Origin of the sequence: Mizugakiibacter sp., from assembly GCF_039680435.1 — a bacterium.
Taxonomy (GTDB): Bacteria; Pseudomonadota; Gammaproteobacteria; order Xanthomonadales; family Rhodanobacteraceae; genus Mizugakiibacter.
On record NZ_JBDKSX010000109.1, the window covers coordinates 1 to 23,336 of the forward strand.

Annotated in this window: 24 protein-coding genes and 1 riboswitch; of the genes, 3 read left to right on the forward strand and 21 right to left on the reverse strand. The window is 72.5% G+C overall.

The window, feature by feature from the left end:
- The 6 genes from thiL to ABFC67_RS11675 form a co-directional block, all read right to left on the reverse strand.
- Positions 1 to 772 (reverse strand): thiamine-phosphate kinase (gene thiL / locus ABFC67_RS11650; RefSeq protein WP_346738197.1); only part of this gene is annotated, 772 nt, incomplete at its 3' end.
- A 193-nt stretch (positions 773 to 965) separates the two neighbouring features.
- Positions 966 to 1,424 carry a transcription antitermination factor NusB gene (gene nusB, locus ABFC67_RS11655; protein ID WP_346738198.1) on the reverse strand — a complete coding sequence of 153 codons (459 nt, stop codon included), beginning with the start codon at positions 1,422 to 1,424 and terminating at the stop codon, positions 966 to 968.
- Positions 1,424 to 1,885 carry a 6,7-dimethyl-8-ribityllumazine synthase gene (gene ribE, locus ABFC67_RS11660; protein ID WP_346738199.1) on the reverse strand — a complete coding sequence of 154 codons (462 nt, stop codon included), beginning with the start codon at positions 1,883 to 1,885 and terminating at the stop codon, positions 1,424 to 1,426. The genes nusB and ribE overlap by 1 nt, the downstream gene beginning before the upstream one ends.
- Positions 1,886 to 1,970: 85 nt before the next feature.
- A complete protein-coding gene (gene ribB, locus ABFC67_RS11665) occupies positions 1,971 to 3,065 on the reverse strand; it encodes a 3,4-dihydroxy-2-butanone-4-phosphate synthase (protein ID WP_346738200.1) in 1,095 nt (364 codons plus the stop codon).
- Between the two features lie 93 nt (positions 3,066 to 3,158).
- The gene (locus tag ABFC67_RS11670; protein ID WP_346738201.1) at positions 3,159 to 3,827 is read right to left on the reverse strand and encodes a riboflavin synthase; all 669 of its coding nucleotides are present in this window, start codon (positions 3,825 to 3,827) and stop codon (positions 3,159 to 3,161) included.
- 129 nt (positions 3,828 to 3,956) lie between these two features.
- Positions 3,957 to 4,135: riboswitch (FMN riboswitch) on the reverse strand.
- A 48-nt stretch (positions 4,136 to 4,183) separates the two neighbouring features.
- Positions 4,184 to 5,095: a LysR family transcriptional regulator gene (locus tag ABFC67_RS11675; RefSeq protein ID WP_346738202.1), complete on the reverse strand. Its 912-nt coding sequence runs from the start codon at positions 5,093 to 5,095 to the stop codon at positions 4,184 to 4,186.
- Positions 5,096 to 5,184: 89 nt separating this feature from the next.
- Between ABFC67_RS11675 and ABFC67_RS11680 the strand changes: the two genes are divergently transcribed.
- Positions 5,185 to 6,195, forward strand: a complete 1,011-nt coding sequence (locus ABFC67_RS11680) for an NAD(P)-dependent alcohol dehydrogenase (protein WP_346738203.1) — start codon at positions 5,185 to 5,187, stop codon at positions 6,193 to 6,195.
- Positions 6,196 to 6,206: 11 nt separating this feature from the next.
- Here the strand turns inward: ABFC67_RS11680 and ribD are convergent, their stop codons facing one another.
- The 3 genes from ribD to glyA form a co-directional block, all read right to left on the reverse strand.
- Positions 6,207 to 7,454 (reverse strand): bifunctional diaminohydroxyphosphoribosylaminopyrimidine deaminase/5-amino-6-(5-phosphoribosylamino)uracil reductase RibD, encoded by a 1,248-nt coding sequence (gene ribD / locus ABFC67_RS11685; RefSeq protein ID WP_346738204.1) that lies wholly within the window; start codon positions 7,452 to 7,454, stop codon positions 6,207 to 6,209.
- A gap of 154 nt (positions 7,455 to 7,608) precedes the next feature.
- Positions 7,609 to 8,127 carry a transcriptional regulator NrdR gene (gene nrdR, locus ABFC67_RS11690; protein WP_346738205.1) on the reverse strand — a complete coding sequence of 173 codons (519 nt, stop codon included), beginning with the start codon at positions 8,125 to 8,127 and terminating at the stop codon, positions 7,609 to 7,611.
- Between the two features lie 171 nt (positions 8,128 to 8,298).
- Positions 8,299 to 9,567: a serine hydroxymethyltransferase gene (glyA, locus tag ABFC67_RS11695; RefSeq protein ID WP_346738206.1), complete on the reverse strand. Its 1,269-nt coding sequence runs from the start codon at positions 9,565 to 9,567 to the stop codon at positions 8,299 to 8,301.
- Positions 9,568 to 9,738: 171 nt separating this feature from the next.
- Here glyA and ettA point away from each other — a divergent pair, with 171 nt between their 5' ends.
- Positions 9,739 to 11,400, forward strand: coding sequence for an energy-dependent translational throttle protein EttA (gene ettA, locus ABFC67_RS11700; RefSeq protein WP_346738207.1), 1,662 nt, complete (start codon positions 9,739 to 9,741; stop codon positions 11,398 to 11,400).
- A 102-nt stretch (positions 11,401 to 11,502) separates the two neighbouring features.
- Positions 11,503 to 12,330, forward strand: a complete 828-nt coding sequence (gene pyrF, locus ABFC67_RS11705) for an orotidine-5'-phosphate decarboxylase (RefSeq protein ID WP_346738208.1) — start codon at positions 11,503 to 11,505, stop codon at positions 12,328 to 12,330.
- A gap of 9 nt (positions 12,331 to 12,339) precedes the next feature.
- On the opposite strand, the gene ABFC67_RS11710 is transcribed toward pyrF, so the two are convergent.
- The 12 genes from ABFC67_RS11710 to gspF all read right to left on the reverse strand — a co-directional run bounded on the left by ABFC67_RS11710 (position 12,340) and on the right by gspF (position 23,336).
- Positions 12,340 to 13,092, reverse strand: coding sequence for a queuosine precursor transporter (locus ABFC67_RS11710; protein ID WP_346738209.1), 753 nt, complete (start codon positions 13,090 to 13,092; stop codon positions 12,340 to 12,342).
- 72 nt (positions 13,093 to 13,164) lie between these two features.
- On the reverse strand, positions 13,165 to 14,079 hold the full coding sequence (locus ABFC67_RS11715) for a glycosyltransferase family 2 protein (protein WP_346738210.1): 915 nt from the start codon (positions 14,077 to 14,079) through the stop codon (positions 13,165 to 13,167).
- A 41-nt stretch (positions 14,080 to 14,120) separates the two neighbouring features.
- Positions 14,121 to 16,406 (reverse strand): type II secretion system secretin GspD, encoded by a 2,286-nt coding sequence (gene gspD / locus ABFC67_RS11720; RefSeq protein WP_346738211.1) that lies wholly within the window; start codon positions 16,404 to 16,406, stop codon positions 14,121 to 14,123.
- Positions 16,403 to 17,221 carry a hypothetical protein gene (locus tag ABFC67_RS11725; protein ID WP_346738212.1) on the reverse strand — a complete coding sequence of 273 codons (819 nt, stop codon included), beginning with the start codon at positions 17,219 to 17,221 and terminating at the stop codon, positions 16,403 to 16,405. The genes gspD and ABFC67_RS11725 overlap by 4 nt, the downstream gene beginning before the upstream one ends.
- Positions 17,218 to 17,823, reverse strand: coding sequence for a type II secretion system protein GspM (gene gspM, locus ABFC67_RS11730; RefSeq protein ID WP_346738213.1), 606 nt, complete (start codon positions 17,821 to 17,823; stop codon positions 17,218 to 17,220). The genes ABFC67_RS11725 and gspM overlap by 4 nt, the downstream gene beginning before the upstream one ends.
- Complete coding sequence (locus ABFC67_RS11735) at positions 17,801 to 18,952, reverse strand: PilN domain-containing protein (protein ID WP_346738214.1); 1,152 nt, start codon at positions 18,950 to 18,952, stop codon at positions 17,801 to 17,803. The genes gspM and ABFC67_RS11735 overlap by 23 nt, the downstream gene beginning before the upstream one ends.
- On the reverse strand, positions 18,949 to 19,845 hold the full coding sequence (locus ABFC67_RS11740; protein ID WP_346738215.1) for a type II secretion system protein GspK: 897 nt from the start codon (positions 19,843 to 19,845) through the stop codon (positions 18,949 to 18,951). The genes ABFC67_RS11735 and ABFC67_RS11740 overlap by 4 nt, the downstream gene beginning before the upstream one ends.
- Positions 19,842 to 20,558, reverse strand: coding sequence for a prepilin-type N-terminal cleavage/methylation domain-containing protein (locus tag ABFC67_RS11745; RefSeq protein ID WP_346738216.1), 717 nt, complete (start codon positions 20,556 to 20,558; stop codon positions 19,842 to 19,844). The genes ABFC67_RS11740 and ABFC67_RS11745 overlap by 4 nt, the downstream gene beginning before the upstream one ends.
- Positions 20,555 to 21,040 carry a prepilin-type N-terminal cleavage/methylation domain-containing protein gene (locus ABFC67_RS11750; RefSeq protein ID WP_346738217.1) on the reverse strand — a complete coding sequence of 162 codons (486 nt, stop codon included), beginning with the start codon at positions 21,038 to 21,040 and terminating at the stop codon, positions 20,555 to 20,557. Before ABFC67_RS11750 ends, ABFC67_RS11745 begins: the two co-directional genes overlap by 4 nt.
- A complete protein-coding gene (locus tag ABFC67_RS11755) occupies positions 21,037 to 21,537 on the reverse strand; it encodes a GspH/FimT family pseudopilin (RefSeq protein ID WP_346738218.1) in 501 nt (166 codons plus the stop codon). The genes ABFC67_RS11750 and ABFC67_RS11755 overlap by 4 nt, the downstream gene beginning before the upstream one ends.
- Before the next feature lie 67 nt (positions 21,538 to 21,604).
- The gene (gspG, locus tag ABFC67_RS11760; protein ID WP_346738219.1) at positions 21,605 to 22,033 is read right to left on the reverse strand and encodes a type II secretion system major pseudopilin GspG; all 429 of its coding nucleotides are present in this window, start codon (positions 22,031 to 22,033) and stop codon (positions 21,605 to 21,607) included.
- Positions 22,034 to 22,121: 88 nt separating this feature from the next.
- A complete protein-coding gene (gene gspF / locus ABFC67_RS11765) occupies positions 22,122 to 23,336 on the reverse strand; it encodes a type II secretion system inner membrane protein GspF (protein ID WP_346738220.1) in 1,215 nt (404 codons plus the stop codon).

The following is a 23,336-nucleotide window of genomic DNA, read 5'->3' on the forward strand; positions in this document are numbered from 1 at the left end:
GCGCGTCGTCGTCGAACAGGGTCAGCAGCGCGGAGGACATCGGCAGGGTGGAAGCGTCGATTTCCGCGCCCACGCCGCTCGCCGTGCAGACGTGGCCGAGGTCGGCGAGCAGGCCGTCGGAGACGTCGATGCACGCCGACGCCGCGCCGCGCAGCGCGAGCCCGGCGGCGACGCGCGGCGCCGGCCGGTTCAGTCGCGCCAGCAAGTGCTCGCGCGTGCCCGGCGGCGCGTTCAGCAGGCGGTCCGCGCGCGGATCGGCGCGATCGAGGCAGCGCAAGCCGGCGGCGGCGTCGCCCAGCGTGCCGGTCACGAACACCGCGTCGCCCGGCCGCGCGCCGGCGCGGCGCAGCGCGCAGCCTTCCGGCACGAAGCCGAGCGCGGTCACGGTGACGCTGAGCGGGCCCTGCGTGGTGTCGCCGCCGATCAGCGCGAGCTTGTGTGCGCGCGCGAGCTGCGCGAAGCCGTCGGCGAAGCGCTCGACGTAGCGCGCGTCGGCGGCGGGCAGGGTCAGCGCCAGCAGCGCCCAGGCCGGCGTCGCGCCCATCGCGGCGAGGTCGGACAGGTTCACCGCCAGCGCCTTCCAGCCGAGATCCTCGGGCGCGGTGCCGGGCGGGAAATGCACGCCCTCGACCAGCGTGTCGACGCAGATCGCCAGCTCGTGCCCTGCCGGCGGCGCGACCAGCGCGGCGTCGTCGCCGATGCCGAGGCGCACGTCCTCGCGGCCCTGCGCGGCGCGCGCCCGGATCGCCTCGATCAGATCGAACTCGCCCAATCAACCACCCTCGCAGACATGCGGCGCCCCGCACGATACCGGCAAGCGTGCCGACTGCGAATCCGCGCGGCACCAGCGCCCCTCTCCCGCCAACGGGAAAAGGAAAAGAAATCATCCGGCGACCCGGCTCCCTGCCGCGCCCGCGGGCGCATGTCGCGCTCCCGCAGGTTCCGCACGCCGACGGCGCCGCCGCTCAGCGTCCGCCGCCGCGGTACTCGACCTCGCGCCACTGCGCGGCCAGCTTGTCGAGCACGCCGTTGACGTAGGTGTGGCCGTGCTCGGAACCGAAGCGCTTGGTGGTTTCGATGGCCTCGTTCAGCACCACGCGGTAGGGCACGTCCAGGCGATGCTTCAGTTCGTAGGCGGCGAGGCGCAGCACCGCGCGCTCGATCGGATCCACCTGCGGCATGTCGCGGTCGAGGAACGGACGCAGGCCCTCGTCCAGCTCGGCGCAGTGGCGCTCGACGCCGCGCAGCAGGTCCTCGAAGTATTCGAGATCGGCGATCTCCATGTCCTGCTCGTGGCGGAACTCGTCGATGATCGCGGTCATCGTGTTGCCGCCGATCTGCCAGGCGTACAGCGCCTGCAGCGCGCGCCGGCGCGCACGCGAGCGCGCGGCCAGGTCGATGCCTTCGGGACGCCGCGCTTCCATCACAGCCGCGCGTACAGGTTGACCATCTCGAGCGCGGCCAGCGCCGCGTCGGCGCCCTTGTTGCCGGCCTTGGTGCCGGCGCGCTCGATCGCCTGCTCGATGGTGTCGGTGGTCAGCACGCCGAACGCGACCGGCACGCCGGAGGCGTGCGCGGCCTGGGCCAGGCCCTTGGCGGCTTCGCCGGCGACGAAGTCGAAGTGCGGGGTGGCGCCGCGGATCACGCAACCCAGCGCGACCACCGCCGCATACCGGCCGGACTTGGCCACGCGCTCGGCCGCCTGCGCGAGCTCCCAGGCGCCGGGCACGCGGATCAGGTCGATCGCGTCCTCGGCCACGCCGTGGCGCACCAGCGCATCGCGCGCGCCGGCCACCAGCGACTCGACGATGAAGCCGTTGAAGCGCGCCGCGACCAGCGCGAAGCGACCCTTGGGCGCGGCGAAATCGCCTTCGATGACCTTCATGGCGGGCGGTCCGTGGGAAAAAGGGCGCCAGTCTAACAGACTGTCGCGGAAGTGCTTTCCGGCCGCCCCGCGCGCCGGGCGCCGCTCAGGCCTCGACCTGCTCGATCACCTCGAGGCCGAAGCCGGCCAGGCCGACCAGCCGGCGCGGCGTGCCCAGCACGCGCAGCCGGCGCGCGCCGAGATCGGCGAGGATCTGCGCGCCGAGGCCGAGCTGGCGCCACTGCTGCTGCGCGGCGCCCTTGTCCTCGGCCGGCGCCTGCCGCGCGAGGCGGCCGAGCAGCGCCTCGGCGGTGTCCTCGCCGGACAGCACCACCACCACGCCGCGGTCCTCGGCGGCGATGCGGCGCAGCGCCGCGGTGACGGTCAGGCCGAGATCGTCGCGGCGCAGGTGCAGCACGTCGGACAGCGTGTTGCGCACGTGCACGCGCGCCAGCACCGGCGCGTCGTCGTCGATCGTGCCGCGCACCAGCGCGAAGTGCAGGCCGCGCTTCAGCAGGTCGCGGTAGGCGACCAGGCGGAACGCGCCGAACTCGGTGTCGACGGTCTCGGCGTGCACGCGCTGCACGGTCTGCTCGGTCTCCAGGCGGTAGCGGATCAGGTCGGCGATGGTGCCGATCCTGAGGCCGTGCTTCTTCGCGAACGCCTCCAGCTCCGGCCGGCGCGCCATGCTGCCGTCCTCGTGCAGTACCTCGACCAGCACGCCGGCTGGCTCGCAGCCGGCCAGGCCGGCGAGGTCGCTGGCCGCCTCGGTGTGGCCGGCGCGGGTCAGCACGCCGCCCGGCTGCGCGGTCAGCGGGAAGATGTGCCCCGGCTGGGTCAGATCCTCCGGTCGTGCGTCGCGGCGCACCGCGGTGCGCACCGTGTGCGCGCGGTCGTAGGCGGAGATGCCGGTGGTGACGCCTTCCGCCGCCTCGATCGAGACGGTGAAGTTGGTGTGGTACGGCGAGGTGTTGTCGCTGACCATCGGCCGCAACCCGAGCTGGCGGCAGCGCTGCTCGGTCAGCGCCAGGCAGATCAGGCCGCGCGCCTCGCGCGCCATGAAGTTGATGTCCTCGGGCCGCACCTTCTCGGCCGCCATGATCAGGTCGCCCTCGTTCTCGCGGTCCTCGTCGTCGAGGATCACGACCATGCGGCCGGCACGGAGGTCGTCGAGGATGTCCGGGATGCTGTCGAAGCTCATGGCGCAATGCTCTGAAGGCAAAAACGAGTGGGGAGGAGTGAGAAACGAGGAGGGGTGAATTGCGGGGTGCCGGCTTTCCCTCGTTTGCCGGGCCTATCCACTCGTTTCTCGATCTCCCCCTCGGGCAAAGCCGTGGCGCCTGAGAAACGTCTCGTCCAGCTTCGGCGCGTCGCTCGCGCCCAGCAGGCGCTCGACATAGCGCGCGACCAGGTCGACCTCGAGGTTGACCGCATCGCCTGGGCGGCGCGCGCGGAACGCGGTGTGCTCGACCGTGTGCGGGATCAGGTTGACGCCGAAGCGGCGGCCTTCGACCGCGTTGACGGTGAGGCTGACGCCGTCGATGCAGATGGAGCCCTTGGTCGCGACGTAACGCGCCAGCGCCGCCGGCGCCTCGAATGTCCAGCGCTGCGAGCGCGCGTCCGGTCGCACCTCGATCACCGTGCCGACGCCGTCCACGTGGCCGGAGACGAGATGCCCGCCGAGGCGGTCGGCCAGGCGCAGCGCCTTCTCCAGGTTCACCGGATCGCCCGGCTTCAGCTTGCCGAGCGTGGTCAGCGCCAGCGTCTCGTTGGAGACGTCGGCGGCGAAGCGCGTGCCGTCCAGTTCGACCACGGTCAGGCACACGCCGGACACGGCGATGCTGTCGCCGAGGCGCACGTCGGCGAAGTCGAGCGCGGGCGCCTCGACGCCCAGGCGCACGTCGCCGCCGCGCGCCTCCAGGCGCGCGACGCGGCCGACCGCCTGCACGATGCCGGTGAACATCAGCGCGCCTCCCGCCGGGAGGCGACGCGCTGCGTGGAAACGCGATGGGACATGAAACGTTCTCCGCACGAGCGTCCGCGAGAACGCCTCAAGGCATGAGGCCGACGCGCGGCGCGGGGCCGCACGTCCGACCGTCTTCTTTCATCCGGACTGTGAGGACGCCGCTCGCGCGGCATCCAACCGTCGGCTCCGGCTTCGCACCGGATCTGCTGACCTTCCATCGACATGGAAGCGCTCGCGGGCTCGTCGCCGGGTCGCCCCGGAAACCTACCGCCGGTGGGGAATTTCGCCCCGCCCTGAAGACGTCGTCGATCGCCGGAAAGCCCGGCCGCGCCAGTTTAGCACCCCGATTCGGCTCAGGCCCGCGCCAGCGCCTCGGCCAGGTGGTCGATCAACCCCCGCACCGCCGGCGCGCGGTCCGCACCCGGCAGCCACAGCAGGTGCACCGGCATCGCGGGCAATTGCCAGCCCGGCAGCACCTCGACCAGCCGGCCCTCGGCCAGCAGCGCATCGGCCATGTAATCCCCCTGCTGGCCGATGCCCACGCCGGCCAGCAGCGCATCGCGGATGGCCTGGGCGTCGTTGCAGCTCAATACCGGGTCGATCCGCACCGACCGCCGGCGGCGGCCCTGGCTGAACGGCCACAGCGTACCCGTGCGGTAGCCGCTGAAGGCGATGCAGCGGTGCGCGCGCAGATCCGCGGGACCGCGCAAGGGCGGCGCCGACGCGAGATAGGCGGGCGACGCGCAGAGAAAAATGCGCATCGTGCCGACCCGGCGCGCGCGCAGCTGCGCGTCGGCGAGGCGGCCCACGCGCACCGCGAGGTCCACCCGGGCCGCGACCAAGTCAACGTAGCTGTCGTCGTAAACCGCCTCGATGCGCACCCCGGGATGCTTGCGCATGAAGGCAGCCAGCAGCGGCGCAATCCGGTTGCGGCCGTAGTTCGACGGCAGGTGCACGCACAGCCGGCCGGCCAGCGCCCCGTCCGTGGGTCGCAGGTCCGCGGCCATGTCGATCATCGCCGCCTCCATGCGCTGCCACTGCGCCAGCAGCAGCTCGCCGCGCGCGGTCAGCGCCATGCGCCGCGTGGTGCGCAGGAACAGGCGCTGGCCGACCGCATCTTCCAGCGCGGCGATGCGCCGGCTGAGCACCGACGGGGTGCAGCCGACCTCGATCGCCGCCCGAGAGAAATTCAGCCTGCGCGCCGCGGCGGCGAACGCCCGCAGTTCGCGCAGGCGGGTTGGCGTGAGTTCGAAGGATTGATTCATTGCGCGAATAGAAGTTCGACCATTGGTGTGGATTATCACCGCTCGATCGCGGCCCGATCATCTGCTTCGTCCCCCCACGGAGCCACGCCATGCGTGCCATCGAGCTTTCCGCCTTCGGCCTCGATCACCTGCAGCAGGTCGACCTGTCCGCCCCACGCCCCGGCCCGAACGGGGTGCTGGTTCGCATGGAGGCAGCCTCGCTCAACTTCCGCGACTACATGCTGGTCAGCGGGCAGCTGTATCGCGGCGTACAGCTGCCGATCGTGCCGGTGTCCGACGGCGCCGGCACGGTGCTGGAGGTCGGCGAAGCGGTGACCCGCTTCAAGCCCGGCGACGGCGTCACGACGTTCTACAAGTCGCGCTGGATCGCCGGCGCCATGCGCCCGGAATGGGAAGGTGCCGAGATCGGCGCCCCGTATCCGGGCGTGATGCGCGAGCTCGCCTGCTTCGACCAGTATTCGCTCGCGCGCGCGCCCGGCCACCTGAGCAGCTTGCAGGCGGCCACCCTGCCGATCGCCGCGCTTACCGCCTGGCAGGCGCTGGAGCTGGCCCGCATCACCACGGGCCAGACAGTGCTGCTGCTCGGCACCGGCGGCGTTTCGCTGTTCGCGCTGCAGTTCGCCAAGTTGCGCGGCGCGCGGACGATCATGATTTCGTCCAGCGACGACAAGCTGGATCGCGCCAAGGCGCTGGGCGCCGACGTCGGCATCAATTACTCGAAGCACCCGCAGTGGGGTGCGCTGGTGCGCGAGGCCACGGGCGGCGCGGGCGTGGATGCGGTGATCGAGACGATCGGCGCGGCCACCCTGGCGCAGTCGCTGGATGCCGTGCGCATGCACGGCTTCATCGCCGTGCTCGGCTGGATCGGCGGGATGGACGCGACGCTGCCGCTGTCCAAGGTGGTGCTCAAGCGTGTGCATCTGCAGGGGATTTCGGTCGCCCCGCTGGAAGCGCACGAACGGATGGTGGCGGCCATCGAAGCGACCGGCCTGGAGCCGGAGATCGACCGCGTCTTCGGCTTTGCGCAGCTGCGCGCGGCCTTCGAGCACTTGGTCGCCGGCCGCCATTTCGGCAAGCTCGCCATCGACTTCAATGCCTGAGCCGCCGGGCGTCACATCGGGCGCAGCAGCAGACGGATGTCGGTGCCGACCATGCGTTGGTCAACGACCCGCAACGACTTGCGCCCCGCCATTTCCGCAAGCGGCGGCAGGTGCAGCAACGGTCGCGCCAGGTCGCCGAGCAGCACCGGCGCGACATAGAGCAGCAGTTCGTCGACCAGGCCGGCGGCGAACAGCGCGCCGGCCAGGGTCGGCCCGGCCTCGACCTGCACCTCGTTGACCTCGCGCGCGGCCAGCAGGCGCAGCGCGGCATCGAGGTCGAGGCGGCCGTCGCGCGTTGCCACCGGTGCGCACTCGACAGCGGCGAGGCGTGCGGGACGCACCGCATCCGGCGCGTGCAGCAGCAGGGCAGGCGCGCTGGCGTCGAGTACATGTGCCGACGCCGGCGTGCGCAGCGTGCGGTCCAGCACCACGCGCAGCGGCGGCGCGAATGCCATCGTGGCGCTTGCCTCCCTATCCCCGCCGGGGAGAGGGCTGGGGTGAGGAAAAGTCACCGCGAAGGCGGCCTCTCGTGCGGTATCCGTGGAATCGGCGGACGCGCCGCGTCCGCCCCCCTCACCCTGCCCTCTCCCCGCTGGGGAGAGGGGAACAAGGGCAGCCAGGCGCACGGTCAGGTGCGGATCGTCGGCGAGCACCGTGCCGCTGCCGGTGAGGATCGCCGAACTGCGCGCGCGCCAGCGCTGCACGTCGGCGCGCGCGGCTTCGCCGGTGATCCATTTCGATTCGCCGTTCGCCAGCGCGGTGCGGCCGTCCAGGCTCGTCGCCAGCTTGATCCGCAGCCACGGCCGGCCGCGTTCGAGGCGGCAGAAAAAGCCGCGATTGATCTCGCGCGCGGCGTCGCGCATCAGGCCGGACGCGACGGCGATGCCGGCCGCGCGCAGCCTCTCCACGCCGCGGCCGTCGACACGCGGATTCGGATCCTCGGCGGCGATCACCACGCGCGCCACGCCGGCCTCGACCAGCGCGTCCGCGCACGGCGGCGTGCGGCCGTGGTGCGCGCACGGCTCCAGGGTGACGTAGGCGGTGGCGCCGCGCGCGCGTGCGCCGGCGGCGCGCAGCGCGTGCGCCTCGGCGTGCGGCTCGCCCGCGCGTTCGTGCCAGCCTTCGCCGACGACTTCCTCGCCGCGCGCCAGCACGCAGCCGACGCGCGGATTGGGCTGCGTCGTGAACAGGCCGCGCCCGGCGAGGCGCAGCGCGCGCGCCATGTGCGCATGGTCGAGGGCGGAAAACACGCTCAGCATTTCGGTCCGCAGGTTGGCATGGCGATGTGGTTCGCGATGTGGGCGCGGCTTCGGCCGCGATCCGCTCCCGGCGGCCGGGGCCGTAGCCCCATCCCCCCCCGGGATGGACGGCGCACGAACCCGCCCGTCGTCTTTTCACCCGACCCGATCCGGCTCAGCGCTTGCCCTTGCCCGGCGCCGCTTCGCCCAGCAGCGGCAACTGCAGGCCCTCCATCGCCGGCAGGTCGCGCTCGAGGCGCTCGATCTCCTCGCGGAACGCCTGCACGTCCTCGAAGCGGCGATACACCGAGGCGAAGCGCACGTAGGCGACCTGGTCGAGCAGCTTCAGCTCGCGCATCACCAGCTCGCCGACATGCATCGACGGAATCTCGCGCTCGCCGCTGGTGCGCAGGTCGTGCACCACCGCATGCACCGCGTTCTCGACCGCGTCGCTGGCCACCGGGCGCTTCTGCAGCGCGCGCTCGAAGCTGACCCGCAGCTTGTGCTCGTCGAACGCCTCGCGGCGGCCGTCGCTCTTGATCACCGCCGGCAGCTTCAGCTCGGCGGTCTCGAAGGTGTTGAAGCGCTCGCCGCACTTCTCGCACTCGCGCCGGCGCCGCACGGTGCTGCCGTCATCGGCCAGCCGCGAATCGATCACGCGGGTGTCTTCGTGCTGGCAGAAGGGGCAGTGCATCAGCGAGGGCCGGGACTCGGGACCCGGGACGCGGGGCCCGGGGACGGCAGGCCGCGTGCGGCGCGTGGCGCGCTCGCGCGGCAACGCAAGGGTTTGCGCACGAACGGGCCGAGACACCGGCGACGCGTGGCTCTGCCGAGCCCCGCGTCCCGCGTCCCGGGTCCCGCGCGCTCAGCCATACACCGGGAACCGCGCGCACTGCGCCGTGACCTTCCCGCGCACGGCGGCGATCACCTGGTCGTCGTTGGGCGCGTCCAGCACGTCGCAGATCCAGTTCGCCAGCTCGGTCACGTCCGCCTCCTTGTAGCCGCGCGTGGTCACGGCCGGGGTGCCGACGCGCAGGCCGGAGGTGACGAACGGCTTCTGCGGGTCGTTCGGCACGGCGTTCTTGTTGACCGTGATGTGCGCCTTGCCGAGCGCGGCTTCCGCGTCCTTGCCGGTGACGCTGCGGCCGATCAGGTCGATCAGCATCAGGTGGTTCTCGGTGCCGCCGGAGACGATCTTGTAGCCGCGCGCCATGAACGCCTTCGCCATCGCCTTGGCGTTCTTCACGACCTGCGCCTGGTAGGCCTTGAACTCCGGCTGCAGCGCCTCCTTGAAGGCGACCGCCTTGGCCGCGATCACGTGCATCAGCGGGCCGCCCTGGATGCCGGGGAACACGATCGACTGCAGCTTCTTCTCGATCTCCTCGCCGGCGCCGCCGCTTGCTTTGCGGCTGGCCACGATGATGCCGCCGCGCGGGCCGCGCAGGGTCTTGTGCGTGGTCGAGGTGACCACGTGCGCGTGCGGCAGCGGACTGGGATAGACGCCCGCGGCGACCAGCCCGGCGACGTGCGCCATGTCGACGAACAGGTAGGCGCCGACCTTGTCGGCGATGGCGCGGAAGCGCGCCCAGTCCATCACCTGCGAGTACGCGCTGAAGCCGGCCACGATCATCTTCGGCTTGTGCTCGAGCGCGAGGCGCTCGACCTCGGCGTAGTCGACCAGGCCGTTCGCATCGACGCCGTACTGCACGGCGTTGAGGATCTTGCCGGACAGGTTGACCTTGGCGCCGTGGGTGAGATGGCCGCCGTGCGCCAGGCTCATGCCGAGGATGGTGTCGCCCGGCTTGAGCAGCGCGAAGTACACCGCCTGGTTGGCCTGCGAGCCGGAGTGCGGCTGCACGTTGGCGTAATCGCAGTCGAACAGTTGCTTCAGGCGCTCGATGGCGAGGCGCTCGGCGACGTCGACATACTCGCAGCCGCCGTAGTAGCGCTTGCCCGGATAGCCTTCCGCGTACTTGTTGGTCAGCACGCTGCCCTGCGCCTCCAGCACGCGCGGGCTGGCGTAGTTCTCCGAGGCGATCAGCTCGACGTGGTCTTCCTGGCGGCGGGCTTCGTCGGCGATGGCCTGGGCCAATTCGCCGTCGTAGCCGGCGATGCGCATGCTGCTGGAGAACATTCGGAACCTCGGCGGGAGCGGTGGACCAAGGCGGAAATGATAGTCCAGGCGCGGGTTTAAGCCTAGGCCGCGGTGGCAGAGCGCGGGCGGCTGGGCGATAATGCCGGGCTTGTCTCCGCCGCTGCGCGCCCCCAGTCAGGCGCGGCGGCACCGCCACCGTCCGGAGCGTCCATGCAGTACATCTACACCATGATCGGGGTCAGCAAGGTCGTGCCCCCGAAGCGCGAGATCATCAAGGACATCTCGCTGAGCTTCTTCCCCGGCGCCAAGATCGGCCTGCTGGGCCTGAACGGCGCGGGCAAGTCGACGGTGCTGCGCATCATGGCCGGCGTCGATGGCGAGTACAACGGCGAGGCGCGCCCGCAGCCCGGCATCAAGATCGGCTACCTGGAGCAGGAACCCCGGCTCGACCCGGCCAAGACCGTGCGCGAGTGCGTCGAGGAAGGCGTGTCCGAGATCCTCGATGCGCAGAAGCAGCTGGAGGCGGTGTACGCCGCCTACGCCGAGGAAGGCGCCGACTTCGACAAGCTGGCCGCCGAGCAGGCGCGCCTGGAAGGCATCCTCGCCGCCGGCGACGCGCATACGCTGGAACGCCAGTTGGAGATCGCCGCCGACGCGCTGCGCCTGCCGCCGTGGGACGCGAAGATCGCCAACCTCTCCGGCGGCGAGAAGCGCCGCGTGGCGCTGTGCCGCCTGCTGCTGTCCAAGCCGGACATGCTGCTGCTGGACGAGCCGACCAACCACCTCGACGCGGAATCGGTGGAATGGCTGGAGCAGTTCCTGCAGCAGTTCCCGGGCACGGTCGTCGCGGTCACCCACGACCGCTACTTCCTCGACAACGCCGCCGAGTGGATCCTCGAGCTGGACCGCGGCCGCGGCATCCCGTGGAAGGGCAACTACAGCTCCTGGCTGGAGCAGAAGGACCAGCGCCTGAAGCAGGAAGAAGCCAGCGAGAAGGCGCGCCAGAAGGCCATCGAGCGCGAGCTGGAGTGGGTGCGTTCCGCCGCCAAGGGCCGCCAGTCCAAGGGCAAGGCGCGCCTGGCCCGCTTCGAGGAACTGAACGCGGTCGACTACCAGAAGCGCAACGAGACCAACGAGATCTACATCCCGCCGGGCGAGCGCCTCGGCGACCTGGTGATCGAGTTCAAGAACGTCGGCAAGGCGTTCGGCGACCGCCTGCTGATCGACGACCTGTCGTTCAAGATCCCGCCCGGCGCGATCGTCGGCGTGATCGGCCCGAACGGCGCCGGCAAGTCCACGCTGATGCGCATGATCACCGGCAAGGAACAGCCGGACAGCGGCGAGATCGTGATGGGCCACACCGTCAAGCTCGCCTACGTCGACCAGTCGCGCGACGCGCTGGACGGCGCCAAGACGGTCTGGCAGGAAATCTCCGGCGGCGCCGACATCATCACCGTCGGCAAGTACGAGACGCCCTCGCGCGCCTACATCGGCCGCTTCAACTTCAAGGGCGCCGACCAGCAGAAGGTCGTCGGCCAGCTCTCCGGCGGCGAGCGCGGCCGCCTGCACCTGGCGAAGACGCTGATGGCCGGCGGCAACGTGCTGCTGCTCGACGAGCCGTCCAACGACCTCGACGTGGAGACGCTGCGCGCGCTGGAAGAAGCGCTGCTGGAATTCCCCGGCTGCGCGATCGTGATCTCGCACGACCGCTGGTTCCTCGACCGCATCGCCACGCACATCCTCGCCTTCGAGGGCGACTCGCACGTCGAGTTCTTCCAGGGCAACTACCAGGAATACGAGGCCGACAAGAAGCGCCGCCTCGGCGAGGAAGCGGCCAGGCCGCATCGGGTGCGGTACAAGAAGATCGGCTGAGGCTTTGGACTCGGGGCTCGGGGGAAGCGTGGCAACCCCTCGTCATTCCGGCGCAAGCCGGGATGGCGGACCGAAGCGGACCGCAACAGAGGGAGCGTAGCGATGGGCTTCATGCAGACATTGGCCCAGGCCTGGGCGCGCAACGACTCGCTGGTCTGCGTCGGCCTCGACCCCGAGCCCGCGCGGTTCCCGGCGCACCTGCGCGACGCGCCCGATGCGATCTTCGCGTTCTGCCGCGACATCGTCGATGCCACCGCCGATATGGTCTGCGCGTTCAAGCCGCAGATCGCGCACTTCGCCGCGCGCGGCGCGGAAGACGCGCTGGCGCGCCTGATCGCGCACATCCACGCGAAGCATCCGGGCGTACCGGTGATCCTCGACGCCAAGCGCGGCGACATCGGCAGCACCGCCGCCTACTACGCGCAGGAGGCATTCGACCGCTACGGCGCCGACGCGGTCACGCTGAACCCCTACCTCGGCCGCGATTCGGTGCAGCCGTTCCTCGACCGCGCCGACAAGGGCGCGGTGCTGCTGTGCCGCACCTCCAACCCCGGCGCGCGCGACCTGCAGGACCTCCTCGTGCGCGACGCCGCGGGCGGCGAGCGCCGGCTGTACCAGCACGTCGCCGCGACGGTCGCGCGCGGATGGAACGCGAACGGCAACTGCCTGCTGGTGGTCGGCGCGACCTATCCCGGGGAACTGGCCGACGTGCGCCGCATCGTCGGCGAGCTGCCGTTGCTGGTGCCCGGCGTCGGCGCGCAGGGCGGCGACGTCGAGGCGGTGGTGCGCAACGGCCGCACCGCGGCCGGCTCCGGCCTGCTGATCAGCTCCTCGCGCGCGATCCTGTACGCCTCGCAGGGCGAGGATTTCGCCGACGCCGCGCGCGCCGCCGCGCAATCGCTGCGCGACGCGATCAACCGCTGCCGCTGAAGCGGCGCCTCAACGCAGCGCGCGCACCTCGCCCTCGTCCTTCAGGCTGAACGGGGTGAAGCGGGTGCGCTCGTCGTAGGTATCGACGCCCTCGCGCACCTTGAGGAAGCCGACCACGGCATAGGTGATCGGCGTGAACACCACCTCGACCAGCACCTTCATCGCCCAGTTGAAAGCGATCACCTTGAGGATGGTCTGGCCTTCCCAGATGCCGATGAAGGCGATCGGGTAGAAGGTCAGGCTGTCGATGCCCTGGCCGACCAGGGTCGAGCCGATCGTGCGCGTCCACAGCCAGCGCCCGCGCGTCCACAGCTTCATCTTGGCCAGCACGAACGAGTTGGCGAAGTCGCCCAGCCAGTAGGCGACCAGCGAGGCCAGCGCGATCCGCCAGGTATTGCCGAACACCAGCTCCAGCGCCGGCTGCAACTGCGCGTTGAACGGCTCCAGCGGGCTGGGCGGCATGCGGATGATCGCCTGCGACATCAGCGTGGCGAACACCAGCGCGCCGAAGCCGGCCCAGATCGCGCGGCGCGCGCGCGCATAGCCGTACACCTCGGTCAGCACGTCGCCGAAGATGTAGCTGACCGGGAAGAACAGGTTGCCGGCGCCGAAGCTGAGCGCGCCGAGCAGCGGCAGGGTGATCGTGCACACCTTGGCCGGGCCGATCAGGTTCGAACACAGCAGCACGGCGACCATGCCGCCAACCAGCAGGTCGTAGTAGCGGAAACCGTGCATGCGCACGGTGGACGGGGACGAGCTCATCGGAGCCTCCGTGCAGGGACGGGAATCAGGATAACCGCGGACGCGGCGAGCATGGCCGCCGGCGCACGGCGCTCACGCCGCGCGCCGGCGATGCCGCCACGCCGTGAACGCATAGCGCGGCAGCAGCAGCGCGTAGTGCGCCCACAGTCCCAGCCAGACCAGCCCCGCCGGCAGCGGATGGCGCGCGGACGGATCGAACTTGCGGAACCAGCGCCACATGCCGCGGTGCTTGTGCCAGGCGACGAACGCGGGCCGGTGCCGGCTGGAACCGCCCTTGCCGTGCAGCACGCGCACGTCGCCGGCGAGCAGCACCGCGTAGCCGGCATCGCGCGCGCGCCGGCACAGGTCGAGATCCTCGCAGTGCAGGAAGTAGCCCTCGTCGAAGCCGCCCAGCGCCTCGAACACGCGCCGCGGCAGCAGCATCAGCGCGCCGGAGACCGCCTCCTCGCGCTCGACGCCCCGCGGCATCGGCCCCGGCACGTTGACGCCGGCGAAGCGCGCGTCGCGCGCTTCGCGCGCGGCCAGCCCGGTCAGCGTCATCAGCGCACGGCGCAGCAGCGGATCGCGCCGCCGCGAGGCGGGATCGGGGCGGCCGTCGGCGTCGCACACCACCGCGCCGATCGGGCCGGCATCGGGGTGCGCGCCCAGCACCGCCAGCAGGCGCGCCAGCGTGTCGCGCTCCAGCATGCAGTCGGGGTTGAGCACCAGCAGCGCCTCGCCGCGCGCCTGCGCCGCGCCGCGGTTGACCGCCGCGCCGAAGCCGAGGTTGGCGCCATTGCGCAGCACGCGCACGCGCGCGTCGCCGGCGTGCGCGCGCTCGAGCGCCTCCGGCATGCCGTCGGCCGAGGCGTTGTCGACCAGCACGAACTCGACGGCGACGCCGCCGGCCAGCGCGCGCGCCGCGCACTCCAGCAGGGCCGGGCCGCTGTCGGCCGCGACCACGATCACGCTGACCCGCGGCGCGCCGGCGTCCTCGCCTGCGGGCAACCGCGGCGTGCGCGCGCGGCGGTCGCCCGGGTCGCCGGCGCTCAGGGCCCGCCGTCCTGCGGGCCGGCCGCGGACGGCGCGGCGGGCGGCGGCGCCGACGGCCGCAGGCGCTCCATCTCGGTGCGCAGCGGCGCCAGCGATTCGAACTTGCGCTGGTATTCGTCGGTGACCTGGCGCGCCTCCGCGCTGTTGGTGATCACCCGCGGCGTGATCAGCACGATCAGCTCGGTGCGGTTGCGCGTGCGGTCGGTGGTGCCGAACAGGCGCCCGACCACCGGCACGCGGCTGACCCACGGCAGGCCGTTGTCGTTGACCAGCTCGTTCTGCTGGATCAAGCCGCCGAGCAGCACCGTCTCGCCGCTCTGCACCGCGACCTGGGTGCTGATCGCACGCTGCGAGATCGGCGGATTGCCCTGCAGGTTGGGCGTGCCCGGCGTGCTCACCTGCTGCTGGATGTCGAGGTAGACCAGGCCGCCCGGATTGACGCGCGGCACCACGTCGAGGATCACGCCGGTGTCGAGGTACTGCACCTCGCCCTGCGCCGGCACGGTGGTGGCGCCGCTGGCGTTGGTGGTGCCGACCGTGGTCGAGGTGATGAAGGTCTGCGTGATCGGGATGCGGTCGCCGACCTGGATCGTCGCCTCCTGGTTGTTCAGCACCACCAGCGAAGGCGCCGACAGCACCTTGGTGTTGCCGGTCGATTCCAGCGCGCGCAGCACGCCCTGCACGTCCTTGCTGATGAACGAATAGAACAGCGCGTCAGCGGCGGAGTTGTACTTGGTGCCGCCGAGGCCGGCGGCACCGCTGTGGCGGCGGCCGTACTGGTTGCCGTTCGGCGGCGCGTTGCCGCTCTGGTCGGTGTTGCCGACCAGGCCGCCGAGGTACCACTGCACGCCGAAGCGGAACTCGCCGGTGAGCTGCACCTCGAGGATGCGCGTTTCGATCTGCACCTGCAGCGGCACGTTGTCGAGGCGGCGGATCGCGGCCTGGATGTCGCTCCACTGCCCGGGCCGGCAGCGCACCAGCAGTTGGTTGTTCTCGTCGACCGCGGTGAAGCTCATGCCGCTGTCGCCCGTCGTCGCCGCGGCCGCGGCGGGCGTCGCCGGCGCGGCGGCCGTGCTGCGCTGGCGCAGCGTGGTCTGCTGGCCGATCGCGCCCATGCCCTGCTTCTGGCTGTCGGTGCCGCCTTCCATGCTGGTCGCCTGCAGCCCCGGGCCGACGCGACCGGCGGTCGTCTCGTGCTGCGGCGGCGCGGCGCCGTTGTAGATGCTGTTGAGGTAGCCGGCGAGGTCGGTCGCCTTGACGTTCTTGACGTCGTAGACGTAGAGCTGCGCGTCGTTGCCGCCGCCGTTGTCGATGCGCGCGATCCACTCGCGCATTTCCTCGAGGTAGGCCGGTTGCGGCGAGATCACCACGATCGCGTTGGTGCGCTCGATCGGGATGAAGCGCAGCATGCCGGCCAGCGGCGTGTCGCCCTTCGGGCCGAACATCTTCTCCAGCTCCGGCATCAGGTCGCCGACCTGCGCGTGCTGCAGGCTGTAGACGCCGACCGACATGCCGCGCAGCCAGTCGACGTCGAAGATCTGCACGCTGCGCTGGTAGCTGGCCAGTTCCGCCGGCGTGCCGGCCATCACCAGCAGGTTGCGCGCCGCATCGACCAGCAGGAACGCCTCCGGCCGCGCGAACGGCTTGAGCAGCTTCTGCATCTCGGTGGCGGAGATGTAGCGCAGCGGATACAGCCGCGCGGCGAAGCCGTCGGCCGGCGCCGCCGCGCCCAGGCCCGGGATCAGGTAGCCGGTGGTGGCCTGCTTCAGCGGCAGCACCACGTAGCGGCCGTCCTGGCGCACCAGCGCGTTGTCGGTCCAGGACAGCAGCATCTCCAGCACCGGCAGCACCTCGTCGCCGCCGATCGGCTGCGCGGTGGCGAAGGTGACGCTGCCCTGCACGCCGGGCGCGATGCTGTAGTTGACCTTGAGCAGGTCGCCGAGGACCGCCTTGACCACGGCCTGGATCGGCTGGTTTTCGAAGTTGAACACGACCTGGCCGCCGCCGGCCGCCTCGACCGCACGCCGCGGCCGTGCCGCCTGCGGGTTGACGAACTGGCCGCTGCCGAGGCGCACGTCGGCGCCGCCGGGCCGCGCTTCGGCGGCGCCTTCGCCGCGCAGCGGGCCCGCAGCCGGCGCTACTGGCGCATGGGCGCCGGTGCCGGCGACGGCCTCGCGCTCGAGCGAGTAGTCGCGCGCCGTCGATCCCGGGGTGGTGGCGCAGCCGACGAGAGCGACGGCGAGCGCCAGGATGACAATACGGGTGATACGCGGCGGGTTCACGGCGTGCCTCCATCGGCGTTCTGCGGTTGCGGTCGCTGTTCCATGCGGCGGCGACGCTCTTCGATACGTTGTTTCAGGGCCTGCACGCGCGCCGCGGCGGCGGCGTCGGGCGTTTCGGCGGCGGAAGCGTCCGCCTGCGGCCGCAGCGGAATCGGCGCAGGCGCCTCGGGCATCGAAGCGCTCGATGCGGGCGCGACCTGCTGCACCTGCACGCCGCCCTCGCCCATCGGCTCGGGTTTCTGCGCGGGCGCGGCCTCCGGGCCGGGCCCGGGGCCCGGCACGGCGGCGCCCGCGTCGTGCGGCGGCGCGCCGCGCTGCGGGCTGACCGGGGCCACCTTCAGTTCGAGTTCGGCGCGTTCGCCGCGGCCGTTGACGAAGGTGGCGCCGCGCGGCTTCAGCTCGCGCAGGGTCCAACTGCCGTCGGGCAGCGCGCTGCCTTCGCGAACCACGTAGCTCTTGTTGCCGGCGGCGTCGTGCAGCAGCGCCGCGTGCAGTTGCGGGGTCAGCATCACGCCGGTCAGCACCAGTTGGCCGATCGCCGGCCCGGCCTCGCCGCCGCCGGCGGCCTGCGGCTCCGGCTGGCGGTCCTCGCTGAACAGCGGGTGCTGCCAGATCGCGGCGTAGCGGTCGACGCCGGCCAGCCGCGGCGCCGCGGCGGCGGCCTGGCCCGCGCCGGCCAGCGGCGGCGGTGCGGTCGGCGCCGACCAGCGCACGCCGCGGCCCAGCCCGGCCCACAGCCCGAGCAGCAGCAGCGCCAGCGCCGCGCAGACGACGGCCAGCGCGGGGGTCAGGCGGACATGGTCGGCGGCGTTCACGGCGGCGCGGCGGCAGCGGGTTGGCGGATGTAGCCGGACAGCACGAACTGCACTTCCAGCCGCGCCGGCGCAGCCTCGCCGCCGCCGGCGGCCGGCGGCCGGTAGGCGCTCAGTTCGTCGACGAACAGGTACGGCATGCCGGCCTCCAGGTCGTACAGGATGCCGGTCAGCGGCTGGGTTCCGCAACGCAGCGTGATGCTGACGCTGACCCGACGATACGGCTCGTCGCCATGATCGCGCGAGACCGGCATCTTCTGCGGCATGTCGCAGCCGAGCCCCTCGCGGGCATGGCGCTGCACCGCGTCCATGGCGCGCTGCATCAGCGCGGCCGCGGCGGCGTTGGGGTCGGCTTCGGGCAGGAACGCGCGATCCTCGCGCTCGCCGCGCTGCATCGCGTTCAGCCGCGCCTGCACCGCGTCGCGCTGGGCGATGATGCCGGCGTAGCGCGCCTGCTGCCCGCGCAGGTCGCGCATCTCCTGCGCGATGCCGAGCTGCGGCGCGACGAACCACCAGTGCACGGCCAGCAGGTAGACCAGCGCCAGCGCGAGCAGCGCCAGCAGCAGCGCGAGCGCGCGCGATTCAGCGGGACGCAGCGGGCGCACGACCGGCCTCCGCAGGTTGGCGCAGCTTGGCGACGAGATAGAAACGCTCCTTGCCGGTGCGCGGGTCGGGCTGGATCACGCCCTGGAAGCTGGGCTCGCTCAGCACTGGCGATCCTTTCAGCAGGTCGATCAGCGCCGCCGCCTGCGCCGCCTGCCCCTGCAGGCCGATGCGGCCGTCGGCGTCGACGCTGAAGCGCTCCAGCCAGGTGGTCGCCGGCAGGCGCTGGCTCAGGTCGGACAGCAGCTCCAGCATCGACGGCGCGGCGCGCTTGCGCGCGGCGAGGAAGCCGGCGGCGGCGGCGCCATCGTCGAGCGTGCGGCGCAGCCGCGCCACCTGCTCGGCGTCGCCGCGCATCGCCTCGACCTGCGCGCGCATCTTTTCCAGCGCGCGCCCGCGGTTGTCCACCCACTGCGCCATCGCCAGCAGCAGCACCAGCAGCGCGACGCCGGCCAGCGCGAAGTTGAGCCGGCGGCGCGGATGCGGGCGCACCGCGCGCCGGTCCGCCGGCAGCAGGTTGAAGCCGAGGCGCGCGCCGTCGGCGTCGCGCAGGTCGACCGCATCGAGGCCGGCGCCGAGCGCCTCGACGCGCGCGACCAGCGGATCGAGCGCGGCGCGCGGCGCCAGCGCGAATTCCGCGGTCAGCGTGCGGCCGTCGGCGGCAAGGTCGAGCACGCGCTGGTCGTAATGGACCTGGTCGGCGCGGAACGGCGTCTGCCGGTCCATCTCGAACGCCAGCACCTGGCGCAGCCGCTGCGCGGTCGCGGCAGGCAGGGTCACGCGGCGCAGCAGGGCCTGCGCGGCCGGCAGGCAAAGCACCAGGCGCAAGTCGGGCGGGGCCACGCCGGCGCAGGCCTCGCGCAGCGCGGCGCGCTGCGCTTCCGGCGGCTGGGCCAGGTCGATGCGCGCCAGCGGCGCGGGATCGTCGGCGCGGGCCACGCTCAAGGTGTCGCCGGCGACCTCGAGCAGGCGCAGCTCCGGCCCGCGTGCCAGCCAGGCGCGCAGCCGTGCCGGCAGGCATGCGGCGAGTTCGCCGCCCCACCAAGCGCAGAAGCGCGGCAGCGGCGAATGCCGCCATGCCTGTCGCGCGCGCTCCAGCGGCTCCGCCAGCGCCAGCGGTATGGCCTTCATCCTTCCTCCCCGTCCTGCCAGCGCAGCACCACGTACGGCGGCGCGCCGGCCAAGCTCCCTTGCAGCCGCAACGTCGCGCGCAGTATTGCGCGTGCGCCGTCGGGCAGCGTCGCTTCCACGCGAATACTATGCGTGAAGCTGCTGCCGGCCGCCATCAGTGCGGAGGCGCCGGGCAGGTCGCCCAGCAGCGGCGCCAGCCCCTGGCGGGCGGCATCCGGCTGGCGGCGCGCCGTCACCAGCCCGGTGGCGCGCGCGGCATCGATGCCGGACAGCGCCTGCAGCGCCAGCGCCGACGCATAGGTCGGGTTGGGCAGGTTGCGGCCCGACCACAGGGTGAGCGCGGGGACGACGCGCCGGTACAGCGCGGGGTCCATGCCCAGCACCTGACGCAGCTCGTCGAGGGTGACGAAGGGGCCGTTGCGCGGACCGTACGCCAGGCGTGCGCGCCGGTAGGCTTCGGCTTCGGCGCCGTGCGCGCGCGCCAGGTCGTCGACGTCGCGCCAGTCCAGCACCGCATCGGCCAGCGCCTCGACGCGCGCGGGGTCGGCGCCGGCCGCGGCGAACAGGCGGCGCAGGGCCGGCGCATCGGCGGCGTTGAGGTCGACCTTGCCGGCCTCGTCGGTAATCTCGATGCGCACCTCGGCGTCGTCGAAGCGGAACGCGTAGGCGCGCCCGTCCGCCACCCAGTGCCGCGCCGGGTCGTTCTCGCGCAGCGCGTACACCGCGCGCGCCAGGCCGGCCTCGGCGGCATAGCGCGCCACCGCGTGATCGCGCTGGTAGCGCGCCTGCAGCACCTCGGTGCGCGCCATCGCGGCGAAGCCGCCGAGCAGGATCGCGGTGAGCGCGACCGCCCACAGCACGACCAGCAGCGCGATGCCGCGCGTCCGCCTCATCGCCGTTTCCCGTAATTGAACGTCGCCGGCCCGACCGCGCCCTGGCCGAGGCGCAGCGGCGTCTCCAGCACCGGCCAGTCGACGCGGCCGCGCTCGCCCAGGTCCAGCTCGATGCGCACCAGCGCCGGCGGCCGCGTCGCGCGCGGCCAGGCCGGCACCCACTCGCCCATGCGGCCGTCGCGGCCGATGCCGCGGTAGGCGAAGCGGCCGCCGCGGATGCCGGTGAGCAGCACCTCCGGCGGCTCGTCCGCAGCAGGCGCGCGTGCGGCCGGGCCATTCCAGCGCGCGTAGTCGAGGGTCAGCGCGTAGGCGTCGCCGTCGCGCACCAGCTTCAGCGTCTGCAGGTACGGGCCGCCGCGCGCGAGGTAGCCCGGCAGCGGCGCGAGGAAGCGCATGCTGGTCGGCGCGCCGTCGAACACTTCCGGCTGGCCGCCGTGCGGGTCGATCTCGTACGGCAGCGGCAGCGCCTGGGCCAACTGGCGGCGCAGGAAATCCTGGGTGGCGCGCATCGCGTCGAGGCGCGCGTCGCGCGCATCGCCGAAGCGCACCGCGCGCGTCGCCGCGCTCAGCCCGCCCCAGACGCCGGCCAGCAGCACCGCCAGCAGCGCGATCGCCAGCAGCACTTCGAACAGGGTGAAGCCGCGCGCCGTCGCGGCACGATCAGGCGCGCGCCGTGGCGGCGCCATCGGCGAACGCGCGCGCGCGCCGCTCATGGCCCACTCGCCGGCACGGCGCCGCCGACCGCCGGCGCAGTCAGCGCGCGCAGGGTGCTGAAGCGGATCTGCTGCGGCGACCCGGCGGCGCCCCAGCTCACGTCGAGCTGCACGCGGTACAGCGCGACCGGCGGCGGCAGCGGCGATGCCGCGGCATCCGGCGGCCGCCACGGCGCCACCGTCAGCCGCCAGCGGTAGCGCGCATCGAAGCGCCCCTCGCTGACGCCCGGCCGCAGCGGCGCGGCCATGCCCAGCGTATCCAGCAGCGATTCGCCCCACAGCGTCGCCGTGCTGACTTCGGCGGCGCGCTGGCCGCCGTGCAGCGACGCCGCCAGCGTGCCGTACAGCGCGGCCGAGGCCAGCGCGAACAGCGCCAGCGCGGCGACCAGTTCGAGCAGGCTGAAGCCGCGGGAATGCCGGGACCCGGGTCCCGAGTCCCGAGTCCCGAGTCCCGGCCTTCGGGAGTCCCGAGTCCCGATCATGACGACGCGGGGCGCGGCGCCCCGTCCTCCAGGCTGACCGTGCCGGTCAGCCAGCCGACGTCGACGCGCCAGGTGCGCGCGCCCGAGGTCAGCGTGATGTGCCCGCCGGTCGAGCTGCCGTCGGGATAGAAGCGGATGCCGGCGCTGTGCGCGTCGACGCGCTCGCGCGCGGCGGTGGTCAGCTCGACGCGCATGCCCGGCGGCAGCGCCACCGGATCGCGGCCGGGCACGCTGTAGCGCAGCGCGGCGAGGTCGAGTTCGAACACCTGCTCGCGCTGCTGCACGATCGCCTGCGCGCGCGTCCAGCGCAGCGCCGCGGCGAGATCGCGGCCGGCCGCGCCGACGCGCGCGCCGGCCAGGCTGCGGCTGGTCGCCACCGCGGCGACGCTGATGGCGATGCCGATCAGCACGATCACGGCGAGCAGCTCCAGCAGGGTGAAGCCACGCGATCCGGCCGCGCGGCCGCACGCATCGGAACGGAGCCGCTGCGCCGCCACGAAGCCGGCACGCGGCCCCCGGATCCCGGCGTTTTCGCGCCCCGGTCTCCGGCGCCCGCTCATCCGCTTACTGCCAATTGCCCACGTCGGCGTTCAGGCCGTCGCCGCCGGGCTGGCCGTCCTGGCCGTAGAAGATCACGTCGAAGCTGCCGTGCGCGCCGGGGTACTTGTAGCCGAACGGGTGGCCGAACGGATCGTTCAGGTCGGACGCCTTGGCGTACGGGCCGTTCCAATGCGGCGCGGCGGCCGGCTTCGTGACCAGGTCGGCGAGCTGCTGCGGCGGCGTGCCGTTGTCGAGCGCGTAGTTCTCGATCTTGACGCCGAGCGTGGCGAGCTGCGCCTTGCCGGCGCCGTACTTGCCCTTGTCGACGTTCTTGCCGACCTGGGTGACCACGATCGCGGCGACGATGCCGAGCAGCACGATCACCGCCAGCATTTCCATCAGCGTGAAGCCGGCTGCGCGGCGCGGACGGGAGCGGAACGAAACAAGACGCATCGGGAATCTCCTCGGAAAACGAAACGACCGGGCGTGCCGGTTCTGGTTACGGATTCTCGCCACCGCGCGGGCGCGTCCGCGCGCTCGCTCAACCCATGCTGCCGGTCAGGCTGAGCAGCGGCAGCAGCACGGCCAGCATGATCAGGGCGACCAGCAGCGCCATCACGATGGTCAGCGCCGGCACCAGCGCGGCGAGCAGGCGGTCGATGGCGTTGCGCACCTCCTGGTCGAAGGTGTCGGCCACTTTCAGCAGCATCGCGTCGAGCGTGCCCGATTCCTCGCCCACCGTGATCATGGACAGCGCGAGGCGCGGGAAGTATCCGGCCTGCGTCAGCGCGTGGCCGAGCCCGGCGCCGCCCTTGACCTCCTCGGCGACCGCATCAAGCGCGCCGGCGAGCGCGCGGTTGTCGACCACGTTGCGCGCTACCGCCAGCGCCGCCAGCAGCGACACGCCGTTCTTCAGCAGGGTGCCGAGCGTGCGCGCCAGGCGCGCGGTCTCGGTCTTCAGCACCAACGGGCCGACCAGGCGGCGGCGCAGCAGGCGCTCGTCCCAGGCGCGCCGCGTCTGCGGGTCGCGCAGCCGCGCGCGCAGCCAGTAGCCGGCGCCGGCCAGCAGCAACAGCAGCAGCCACCAGAAGTCGCGCAGCGTGGTGCCGATCGCCATCACGACGCGCGTCACCAGAGGAATCTCGACGTTCATGTCGGCGAAGATCGGCACGAACTGCGGCACCACGTAGGCCAGCAGCAGCACCAGCGAACCGAGCACGCCGACCAGCAGGAAGGCGGGATAGACCAGCGCGTTGACCACCGTCTCGCGCAGCGCGCGGCTGCGTTCGAGGTATTCGGCGAGGCGCTTGAGGGTTTCCTCCAGCGAACCGCCGGTCTCGCCGGCGCGCACCATGCTGACGTACAGGCGCGGGAACGCGCCGGGCTCGGCCTCCAGCGCGTCGGACAGCGGCGCGCCGCCGCGCACGCGGTCGCGCACGCGCTCGATCAGGCGCTGCGCGCGCTCGCCCTCGGGCAGGTCCATCAGCAATTGCAGCGCGCGGTCCAGCGGTTGGCCGGCGCCGAGCAGGGTCGCCAACTGCAGGGTGAACTGGGCGAGCTGCGCGCCGGCCAGCGGCTGGCGGCGGAACAGCGCGGACAGCGTGCCGTGCGTCTCGGCGCCGCCGGCGCTTGCGTCCAGCGGGATCTGGCCCTGGTCCTGCAGCCGCGCGACCACCTCCTCGACCGAAGAGGCGTCCATCTCGCCGTCGTGGATCTCGCCGGCGGCGTCGACCGCGCGGTAGCGAAACAGCGCCAC

Coding starts and splice junctions, on each gene's coding strand:
- ABFC67_RS11675 (WP_346738202.1), bottom strand. CDS start 5,095: ATGAATCAATCCTTCGAACTCACGCCAACCCGCCTGCGCGAACTGCGG.
- ABFC67_RS11735 (WP_346738214.1), bottom strand. CDS start 18,952: ATGAAGGCCATACCGCTGGCGCTGGCGGAGCCGCTGGAGCGCGCGCGA.
- ABFC67_RS11670 (WP_346738201.1), bottom strand. CDS start 3,827: ATGTTCACCGGCATCGTGCAGGCGGTCGGCCGCGTCGCGCGCCTGGAG.
- nrdR (WP_346738205.1), bottom strand. CDS start 8,127: ATGCACTGCCCCTTCTGCCAGCACGAAGACACCCGCGTGATCGATTCG.
- glyA (WP_346738206.1), bottom strand. CDS start 9,567: ATGTTCTCCAGCAGCATGCGCATCGCCGGCTACGACGGCGAATTGGCC.
- ribE (WP_346738199.1), bottom strand. CDS start 1,885: ATGAAGGTCATCGAAGGCGATTTCGCCGCGCCCAAGGGTCGCTTCGCG.
- gspG (WP_346738219.1), bottom strand. CDS start 22,033: ATGCGTCTTGTTTCGTTCCGCTCCCGTCCGCGCCGCGCAGCCGGCTTC.
- ABFC67_RS11710 (WP_346738209.1), bottom strand. CDS start 13,092: ATGAGCTCGTCCCCGTCCACCGTGCGCATGCACGGTTTCCGCTACTAC.
- ribB (WP_346738200.1), bottom strand. CDS start 3,065: ATGAGCTTCGACAGCATCCCGGACATCCTCGACGACCTCCGTGCCGGC.
- nusB (WP_346738198.1), bottom strand. CDS start 1,424: ATGGAAGCGCGGCGTCCCGAAGGCATCGACCTGGCCGCGCGCTCGCGT.
- pyrF (WP_346738208.1), top strand. CDS start 11,503: ATGGGCTTCATGCAGACATTGGCCCAGGCCTGGGCGCGCAACGACTCG.
- ribD (WP_346738204.1), bottom strand. CDS start 7,454: ATGCTGAGCGTGTTTTCCGCCCTCGACCATGCGCACATGGCGCGCGCG.
- ABFC67_RS11750 (WP_346738217.1), bottom strand. CDS start 21,040: ATGATCGGGACTCGGGACTCCCGAAGGCCGGGACTCGGGACTCGGGAC.
- ABFC67_RS11740 (WP_346738215.1), bottom strand. CDS start 19,845: ATGAGGCGGACGCGCGGCATCGCGCTGCTGGTCGTGCTGTGGGCGGTC.
- ettA (WP_346738207.1), top strand. CDS start 9,739: ATGCAGTACATCTACACCATGATCGGGGTCAGCAAGGTCGTGCCCCCG.
- ABFC67_RS11745 (WP_346738216.1), bottom strand. CDS start 20,558: ATGAGCGGCGCGCGCGCGCGTTCGCCGATGGCGCCGCCACGGCGCGCG.
- ABFC67_RS11680 (WP_346738203.1), top strand. CDS start 5,185: ATGCGTGCCATCGAGCTTTCCGCCTTCGGCCTCGATCACCTGCAGCAG.